Source organism: Pseudomonas sp. BF-RE-21 (assembly GCF_019947305.1).
GTDB lineage: Bacteria > Pseudomonadota > Gammaproteobacteria > Pseudomonadales > Pseudomonadaceae > Aquipseudomonas > Aquipseudomonas migulae.
Window position 1 is genome coordinate 89838 of record NZ_JAGYGF010000019.1, and the last position, 9523, is coordinate 99360.

At 59.6% G+C, this 9523-nt stretch carries 3 protein-coding genes and 1 rRNA gene; all 4 read right to left on the reverse strand.

Features of this window, described 5'->3' with window-relative positions:
* Positions 1-25: 25 nt before the first annotated feature.
* The gene (gene recD / locus KGB25_RS15180; RefSeq protein WP_223435508.1) at positions 26-2134 is read right to left on the reverse strand and encodes an exodeoxyribonuclease V subunit alpha; all 2109 of its coding nucleotides are present in this window, start codon (positions 2132-2134) and stop codon (positions 26-28) included.
* The gene (recB, locus tag KGB25_RS15185; protein ID WP_223435514.1) at positions 2131-5823 is read right to left on the reverse strand and encodes an exodeoxyribonuclease V subunit beta; all 3693 of its coding nucleotides are present in this window, start codon (positions 5821-5823) and stop codon (positions 2131-2133) included. Before recB ends, recD begins: the two co-directional genes overlap by 4 nt.
* Entirely contained in the window at positions 5820-9272 is a 3453-nt protein-coding gene (gene recC, locus KGB25_RS15190) for an exodeoxyribonuclease V subunit gamma (protein WP_223435515.1), read from the reverse strand. The genes recB and recC overlap by 4 nt, the downstream gene beginning before the upstream one ends.
* A 154-nt stretch (positions 9273-9426) precedes the next feature.
* A 5S ribosomal RNA gene (gene rrf, locus KGB25_RS15195) occupies positions 9427-9523 on the reverse strand; the annotation flags it as partial.

A 9523-nucleotide genomic window follows, 5' to 3' on the forward strand; every position in this document is an offset into this window, starting at 1 on the left:
TTCCGGCGTCCGGTGCCGCCGCCATTTATTGCCTCGGCTCGACGGCCTCTTCCAACTCCAGCATCAACCCACTCAACCGCTTGACCTTGCGTCGCACGGCCTCTTCAAACACTCCGGCACGTGGCTCGATCAATGTGAACCAGTCCTTGGCCCGGGTAATGCCGGTATAGATCAGCTCCTTGGTCAGAACCGGGTTCAGGGCGTCCGGCAAAATCAACGCCGTATGGGCAAACTCGGAGCCCTGGGATTTGTGCACGGTCATGGCGTACACGGTTTCGACATCATTGAGCCGGCTCGGCAGGACAAAACGCACGCCACCCTGGCCATCATTGCGCGGGAAGGCCACGCGCAATACCTGACGACCCGCCTCGGGGCCATCGCGCTCCGGCAGCTTGAGGGCAATGCCGATGTCGCCGTTCATCAAACCCAAGCCATAGTCGTTACGGGTCATCAGCACTGGCCGGCCTTCGTACCACTGCTGATTGCTGTCGATCAATCGAGCCTTGAGCAACGCATCGGTCACGCGCTGATTCAAACCTTCCACACCCCATGGCCCTTTACGAACGGCACACAACAACTGGAAGGCGTCGAAGGCTTGCAGCACCTGGCGCGCCCAATCGGTCCAGCGTGAATCCTCAAGCGAGCTGTCGGGCGGTGGCCGCAGGTGGCGCAGCAGGCTGAGGTAATGCCGGTAGCCTTGCGGCCCATCACCATGACCTTCGAGCAACAAGCGTTCCAGCGCCCGGTCCTGTTCACCCTTGAGGGGCAGGGAAAATACATCGCCGTGGCTTCCAGTCGCCAGCAGCTGCCGAGCCTCTTCGGGTTGTTGCCGGTTGACCCAGCGCGCCAGTTGGCCAATGCCACTTCCCTCGCCGAACCGGCGCGAGTGACGCAGCATTACCACTTGCTGGGCCAGTGGATGAGTCCCGTGAGTGTCTTCTTGCAAACCACTGGCTGCGAGGTTTTCACCACTGACCGTTTCCAGCCACTGACGCGTCTGCGGGCTATACCAACCGGCCTCGGCGTCGCGGCACAGATCACCCAACACAGCGCCGGCCTCCACCGAGGCCAGTTGGTCCTTGTCACCCAGCAGAATCAGTCGGGCATGGGCCGGCATCGCGTCGAGAAGATTGGCCATCATCTCCAGGTCGATCATTGAGGCTTCATCCACCACCAGCACATCCAGCGGCAAACGGTTACCGGCGTGGTGCCGGAAATGTCGCGTACCGGGCCGACTGCCGAGCAGACGGTGCACGGTGGTAACGTCTGACGGAATTTTATCTCGCACGGCTTCAGCGACTTCCAGCGTGCGGACTTGTTGGCTGATGGACTCCGTCAACCGTGCCGCAGCTTTCCCGGTGGGGGCGGCGAGACGGATGCGCAAGGGTTTGCCAGCCTCCACCGCCGGCGCCTGAAGCAATGCCAGCAAGCGCACGACCGTGGTGGTCTTGCCCGTCCCCGGGCCGCCGGTGACGATGCTGAAGGCACTGCGGGTCGCCAAGGCACACGCGAGTTTCTGCCAGTCGATCAGCTCGCCAGGCTTGGCCTGGCCGAACAAACCGACAAGACGTTGGGGCAGATCACTCGGCGTGGTTTCGTGTTCGGCCAGACGCACACGCAGGGCGTCATCGATACGCCGCTCGTAAGCCCAATAGCGGCGCAGATAGAGGCGTTTTCCCGAGAGTACCAACGGCCTTTGTTGAGCCGTTTCACGCCTGTCGGCTGCCAATGCGACCAGATTGCTGGCGGCCAGTACCTTGCACCAATGGGCGCCGTCCAGCGCCTCGAGCAATTGTGATGGCAGCAGCATCGCGCCACTTTGCAGATCGCCTTCCGGCGGCAATGACAGTGCGAAGTCAGGCTCTTTCAGGGTTTCGAACAGATCCAGGCAGACATGGCCGTGGCCCAATTGGTGACTGGTCAATGCCGCAGCCAGCAGCACCAGAGGGTCATCGTCGGGAGCGAGTTCGTGCAAGAACGCAACGAAGGCTTTGTCCAGTGCTCGCAACCAGCCTCGCTCTACCCAACGGGTGAGCAGCAGCAACAAGTCATCGGCGCGACTCAACGGCGCCAGACTCGCCAGACTTTCCGCTGCCAATGGCGTCGGCAGCAAATCGGCGAAGGTGCGACTCATAGCAGTACTCCCTGTTCCCAGGCGGGTTCGGCCTTGGGTTCTGGCTTGCCCTGGAACAGCCGGTCAAGACGCTCGATCAGTTCTCTTGGCGGACGGGCGAAATACACGCCCTGACTGGATGCGCGGGTGCCGCGCAGGAACAGATACAGCGCCCCACCGACGTGCCGGTCGTAATCGTAATCGGCAAGCCGCGCCTTGAGTTGGCGGTGCAGGGCCAACAGGTACAGCACGTATTGCAGGTCGTAGCGATTGTCCAGAATCGACTGCTCCATGGCTTGCTCGGTATAGGCCATGTCATCGACGCCCAGCCAGTTGGATTTGTAATCGGCGACGTAATAGCGACCATCATGTTCGAACGTCAGATCGATGAAACCTTTGAACATGCCATTGAGCAACACCGGTTCGGCTGCAACACGGGCAACGCCGTTGTGGGTGTATTGGCGGACCAGTTCGTCGAGTTTGAGCACATCGACTTTATGGCTGGCGAACCAGAACTCCATCTCGACGCGGTACTGGGTCAATTGCTCGAATATCACCGGCGCCTGCCCGGCACCGATGTGCAGCGGGGACTTGAGCAGGTGCTGTAGCCAATCGCTCAGCGTGGTGATCCAGCCTTCCCAGCCTCGACGGTTGCAGCGACGGGCAATGGCATCTTCCACGGCTTGCGGTGTGGCGGCAAAACCTTCGTTACCGGCCCATTCAAGCAAACCATGGAGAAAGGTGCCGGGGTTCGGACCCCGAGGGAAGCGATGGATATCGGCACCGCCAGCAACCACTTCTCTCGGCGCTTCCGGGTCAAGGCGCTCGTCGTCAAACAGCTTTTGCGCTTGCGGGTTTTCCGGTGCTTCGTCACTGCCCACGCTCAGGCTGTCGCCAATGCGCAGGGCGCTGTAGGAGGCAATCCACCAGTTTTCGCTGGCCTTGCGTTTGGGAATCAGCGGGGCAAGCAATGTCGCATCGTTTTGCGGCGGGTGGTAATGCTCGGCGGTTTCTTCAGGCATTTCACTGTAGTTCAGCGCCGGACAGTCCTGCTGCAAGTCTTCAAGCCAACGCGTCAACCCCGCCGATTCGGTCAATGGCGCACCACCGCCCAGCAAATAACCCAGTGCCGAAAGGTGCAGCACCGAACTGTTGTTATTGCCGCGCTTGAGGTCCGTAACACCGAGCCAACAGGCATGTTGTGCACGGGTCAAGGCCACATACAACAAGCGCAGATCCTCGGCCAGGCGCTCATGATCGGCCAGCGCGATCAGCTCGGGTGTCGGCTTCAACGTCACCTGGGCCTTACCGGTCTCGTCGTGGTAATGCAGCGGCAAGCGGCTGCCGTCGACCGGCTTCGCCGAACACACGAACGGCAGGAACACCAACGGATACTCAAGCCCCTTGGACTTGTGAATCGTCACGACCTTGACCAGTTGCTCGTCGCTCTCCAGACGCAGTATCTGCTCTTCACCAGCCTGGCCGGACAACGCCAGGTGTTCGGATAAATGCCGGATCAACGCTTGCTCGCCATCGAGTTCGGCGGCCGCCTGTTGCAGCAGTTCGGACAAGTGCAACAGGTTGGTCAGCACACGCTCGCCGTCGCTTCGCGCGATCAGTGCCTGAGGTAGCTGGAAGTCATGCAGCAAGCGACGCAGCATCGGCAGCACACCCTGTTTGCGCCAGAGTTCGCGATAACCGCGGAACTGCATGACCCGCGCTTCCCACGCCAACTCGTCCTGATTCAAGCGCTCCAGCTCAGCCAGCGACAGATTGAGCGTGATACAGGCCAACGCCGCTCGCAGCGGACGCTCTACATCCGGCTCGGCGCAAGCCTTGAGCCAGGTCAGCAGGTCGTGAGCTTCCTGTGCGGCGAACACCGAGTCCTTGTCCGACAGATACACGCTGCGCACGCCCCGGGTCGTGAGTTCGGCGCGCACGGCCTGGGCCTCTTTGCCGTCACGTACCAGGATCGCAATATCCGCTGGCAGCAAACCTTTGAAGTCCTTGCCGTCCTGGATGAAACCCGCCTGGCCTTGTTGCCCGCCATTGAGCAAAGCAGTGATTTCGCTGGCGCAAGCAGCGGCTAATTGCTGTCGGTAAACGGCACCGGACAATGGTTGTTCGGCGGGCAGATGCCAGATGTTCAGAGCGGGTACAACCTGCCCCTTAACCTGCAAAACTTCTTTGCGGCCCTGGGAGGCGACCGGCAGGAACGGCACCGGATTTTCGCCATTTTTTTCACGGAACAGAAATGCGCCCCGCCCCGCTTCCCGCGACTCGGCGCGCTCGAACACATGGTTCACCGCATCGACCATGCCATGACTGGAACGGAAGTTGGTGCCCAGGGTATGCAGCCGGCCAGTGGTGGCCTGGCGGGCACGCAGGTAGGTATAGATGTCGGCACCACGGAAGGCGTAGATCGCCTGCTTTGGGTCGCCGATCAGGAACAGGCCGCATTCAGGATTGTTGTCCTCGATGCGATAGATGCTTTCGAAGATCTGGTACTGAACCGGGTCGGTATCCTGGAATTCGTCGATCAACGCTACCGGAAATTGCTCGCGGATCAGGGTTGCCAAACGTTCGCCGCCCTCGGCTTGCAACGCGGCATCGAGGCGCAACAGCATGTCATCGAAACCCATTTCCGCGCGGCGACGTTTTTCTTCCTCGAACCGCGCGCCTACCCACTGGGCGGCATGTTGCAGGACTGCCGCATCGGGGGTCGGCAAACTGTCGAGACTGGCCTTGAGGCCAGGCATTGCGTCCAGTCCCGGGTGATTGGGCACTTCGCCCTTTTTCCACGCCTCAGCCATGCCATCAGGCGTCAGGCGAGTGAAGCCGGTGCCAATATCCAACTGCTCAAGCAATTCATCTTCGGCCCAGGCTTTTATCTTTTCGAACCAGGGTTCGAAATAGCGTGCCTGCATCTTCCGACCGTCGACGCTTTTACTCGCGACGCCCTCATGACAGATGGCAAGCAACTCGTCCGCCCATTGACGCCAAGGCATTTTGAGTTCGAGCAATGCAGCCCGTCGCTCTTGCAGACACTCAGTGATCAGCTCGACAGGCTCTTTGCCTTCAGTGCTGTGGCGCTCACTGGCGAACAAACCACGAACTCGCGGCAACAGGGCCGCGGGGCCACCCCAATTACCGCGCACCCAATTCAGCGCATCGCCTTGCATCGGGTAACAAAACAATCGCCAGTAATCGCGCAGAACCTCGCCGAGCAAATCACTGTGATCGGTTTCCAGGGTCTGGGTAAACAGGCTGCCACTGTCGAACGCGTGCTCGCGCAACATGCGCTGACACCAACTGTGGATGGTCGAGACAGCTGCTTCGTCCATCCACTGAGCGGCGATGTCCAGACGGTTTGCGCATCCGGACCACTGCTCGGGAAGGTACTGTTCACGCAGCTCTGCAATCAGGGCATCCGGCGCCGGTGTTTCATCACGGAAAAAACGTGCCGCTTCGGCAAGACGCGTTCGAATACGTTCGCGCAGCTCTTTGGTCGCGGCGTCGGTGAACGTCACAACGAGGATTTGCGGCGGTAACAGTTCACGTCCAAATCCGCTCGATTCCCCGCCGTGGCCCAAGACCAGACGCAGGTACAACGCGGAAATAGTGAAGGTCTTGCCGGTCCCGGCACTGGCCTCGATCAGTTGACTGCCGCGCAGCGGGAACGCCAGGGCCAACGGTGTCTGGCTGGTCATGAGCGCGGCTCCTCGCTGGTCAATGAGCGCCAAGGGGCTTCCAGCATTGGCTTGTACAAGGCGTTGCACCAATCGGCGAAGGTCTCGTCGGCAATCAGTGCGTCATAGTCGCTGAACTGCCGGGCAAGCGCGGGACTTTCGCGGCGCTCGCCATCAGTGGTCAAACCGTCGCCTTCATAGGCCTTGCGAGCAGCGGCGTCGGCTTTGGCAGGATCAGTCTGGGCCAGCCAGGCAAACGCGGTTTTTACTGCAATGGGTAGAGGTTGACGCATGCCTGCTTGCCAGGCCATCAGCAGGTCGCTCAAGGTTCGGAATGCAACATCCTTTTCCATTGGGCCGAGCAACAGGCTGTCGTCACTGGCCACCAGCGCAGTGGTCATGGCCATTCCACTGGCGCTGGCAACCAGATGATTGACCCATGACCGTGTCAGACGATGCCATTTGCGAGACTTGATCGAGCCGATGCTGTTGGGAATCGTGGTGACCGACAGCAAACCACCGTCAGCTCGCTGATGCAGACCGCTGAGCCAACCTTCGAGGCGCAGCCCTTGCAGCTCAAGACTCACAGGTAAAGCGCTGGTGAGCGGTGTCGGCCATAGGGCCAAAAGCTGTTGATAACGCTGCAGCAGATCCGGCAATGGCTCGATCAATTCCCGTTGCAGGCATTCGCCAAAGCCGGCCATGGGCAGCAGGCCGCTGTTTTGCAGACGTTTGGCTTGCGCCTCCAAAGCCTGATCGGACTGATCCAGATGCTCCAGCGCGGCGTCGAGCAAACTGTCGCTGAGGCTGTAGCGTTGCAGCGCGTCGAGGACAAATGGCTCCTCATCGGCAAGCGGCACTTCAGCCGCTTCAAAGAACACCTTCAGCCGCTGACTGAAGAAGTGCCGCACCGGGTTGCGCAGAAAGTCCTGCAGTTGGCCAAGGCTCAGCGGCTCTTCCTGAACATAGGGGGCGAGGATGCCGTTATCGGCTGCCGACTCAACAGCATGATGAAGCACCTGCCATTCGCTGGCGTAGCTGAACAAGTCATCGCCTTCGTGGAAATAGCGGGCACTGAACGGCTGTAACGGGTGCTCCTGAGTCATTGCCTCAAGCAAGTCTTCATCGGCATTTTGCAGTCGCCATCCGCTGGCCAGATGGTCGCGCAGTTGGCCAATCAGCACAGAAGCCGGGCGTTCGCTGTTATCGCGAATGCTGCGGCCAACCCAACTGATGTAGAGCTGGTTACGCGCTGACAATAGCGCTTCCAACAACAGATAGCGGTCGTCTTCGCGCCGGGAGCGATCACCCGGACGGTAATCGCTGCCCATCAGGTCGAAGTCCAGTGGCGGTTGCGCACGCGGATAATCGCCATCATTCATCCCGAGCAGGCAAACCAGCTTGAACGGGATCGCGCGCATGGGCATCAAGGTGCAAAAGTTAACTGCTCCGGCGAGAAAACGTTGGGACAAGCGCCCCTGATCGAGGCCGGCGAGCCAGGCTTCACGAACTACGGTCAACGGCAACTCGTCGTGCAGACCGACAGACTCACAGGTCTCAAGCCAGGTTTCACGCAACTCTTCGAGCTGGGCAAGCAAGTAGTCGTCGTGCTCATTACTGGCCTGGAAAAACAACTGCACCAACGCTTGCAGGCGCATCCCCCATTGCTGGGGTGGCGCAGGTCGGGTGAGTTCCTGGTGAGCAATTTCAAGCGCATCCAGGAGCGCCACTAATGGACCTATCAGCGCGGCGTCCAGACCACCAATCTCATCGTAGGGCTCGATACCTTGGCAGGCACTGGCGCTGCCGACTGCATACCCAAGCAACATCCGCCGCAAGCCGAATCGCCAACTGTTTTGCTCCAGTTCCTGCGGCAATCCAAGCCCAGCTCGTTGCTCTGCGCTCATGCCCCAGCGGATGCCCGCGCCTTCGATCCAGCGATGCAGGGTCGGCAGGTCACGTTCCTCTACACCAAAGCGAGCGCGCAACGCTGGAACGTCCAGCAGATCAAGGATCTCACTGACGGGGAAGCGACTGTCGGGCAGTTTGAGCAGGTGTTCGACAGCAATCAGCAACGGGTCACGACCGCGCTGGCCTTGATCTGCGAGCGTGAATGGAATGAAGCGTGGGTCATGGCGTTCAAGCTGGCCGAACACGGCACGAATATGCGGTGCATAACTGTCGATGTCCGGAACCATCACGATAATGTCGCGCGGTCTTAACCCAGGATCAGCACTGAAGCGTGCGAGCAACTGATCGTGAAGTATCTCTACTTCGCGCTGAGCACTGTGGGCAATGTGAAAACGGATCGATTGATCCGCGTCTGTATCGACTGCCGGCCAGCGTTCGCGCGTTTCATTCAGAGGACGCAATTCGAGGATGTCGTCCTGCAGCTGGTTCAGCAGGTTCTGTGGCTGGCTGTCACTGAACAGATCAATGCGCCCATCACGAAACGCCGAGCGATAGCTGTTGGGATCGTCATAGCTGTCTAGCAGATTAATGTAGTCCCGCCCTTGTTTACCCCAAGCTGCCAATAGCGGATGGGCATGCTGATGCAGGGTTTGCGAATCCAGCACGACCGGCATGCCACTCTTGCGGGCCTGACGTTTGTATTGATGCCGCAACAGGTCTTTATCGGCGACGATGTCCGCCCAATGGTGACGACATGGGTTGTGCACGCAAAGCAAAACCTGGCTGAAACGGGCCAGACCGGCGAGTGCTTCCAGAGCCTGAGCGGGAAGCGAAGAAATCCCGAAAACGATCACTCGGGATGGTAATCCGTCGGGGGCGACATCAAGGCTGTTAATGCGCTCGATAAATCGTTGATGGACGCCAGCACGACTTTGCGCCATGCCTTGCTCCCCCACATCCAGCAACAACGCACGCCACAACTCCGCCTGCCAGCAGTTGGCCGGGGTCAGGGGTTTCGCTTCACCCCGACCGTTGCGTAATTGATGACGACCTTCAGCCCAGTCCTCAAGCCAGTCGGCTCGGTACACCTGATATTGGTCGAACAGGTCTGCCAGCCGCTCAGCCAGTTGATAGCGTTTGCGCAGATCGGTGTCATTGGTCAGAAAGCGTTGCAGAGGTTCGAAGTGGGGCTGACCTATCAACTGCGGAAGCAGCCGCATGAGTCGCCAGGTCAGCGGGGCCTTATCGAGCAATGACTTGGCGGGAATTTCATCTCGACCAAGCACCATGCGATAGAGCTGCCACATGAAGCTGCCCGGTAATTGCACGTCGATGGCTGCGGCGATTCCGCAGCCGCCCATATCGTCCTCTTCCGGGTCTTCCGCCAGTGCCAGCTTTAGCCACTGGGCGATGCCGTTGCTCTGTACCAGAGCGATTTCATTTTCCAAGGGAGCCAGCGGGTATCGCCGCATCCAGCTGACCACCAGGCTGCGCAGCTCGTCCAGGCGGTTACCGTGAACCACCATAAAACCAGCACTGAGGGACGTCGCGTCCGGCATAAAGGCTTCCTTGGAGAAATACAAAAGCTAGGGCCGAACCTTAGCATTGTCGGGAGACTGTGACAGCCGGGAGCTGTCCGGTAATGCTGTACGAACTTTCCTACGGGCAAAACAAAACCCCAACTGCTTTCGCAATTGGGGTTTCGGAATTTAATCTTGACGATGACCTACTCTCACATGGGGAAACCCCACACTACCATCGGCGATGCATCGTTTCACTGCTGAGTTCGGGATGGGATCAGGTGGTTCCA

Bases quoted from the DNA above. Each gene is read 5' to 3' on its own strand.
- recD (WP_223435508.1), bottom strand. From the start codon at position 2,134: ATGAGTCGCACCTTCGCCGATTTGCTGCCGACGCCATTGGCAGCGGAA.
- recC (WP_223435515.1), bottom strand. From the start codon at position 9,272: ATGCCGGACGCGACGTCCCTCAGTGCTGGTTTTATGGTGGTTCACGGT.
- recB (WP_223435514.1), bottom strand. From the start codon at position 5,823: ATGACCAGCCAGACACCGTTGGCCCTGGCGTTCCCGCTGCGCGGCAGT.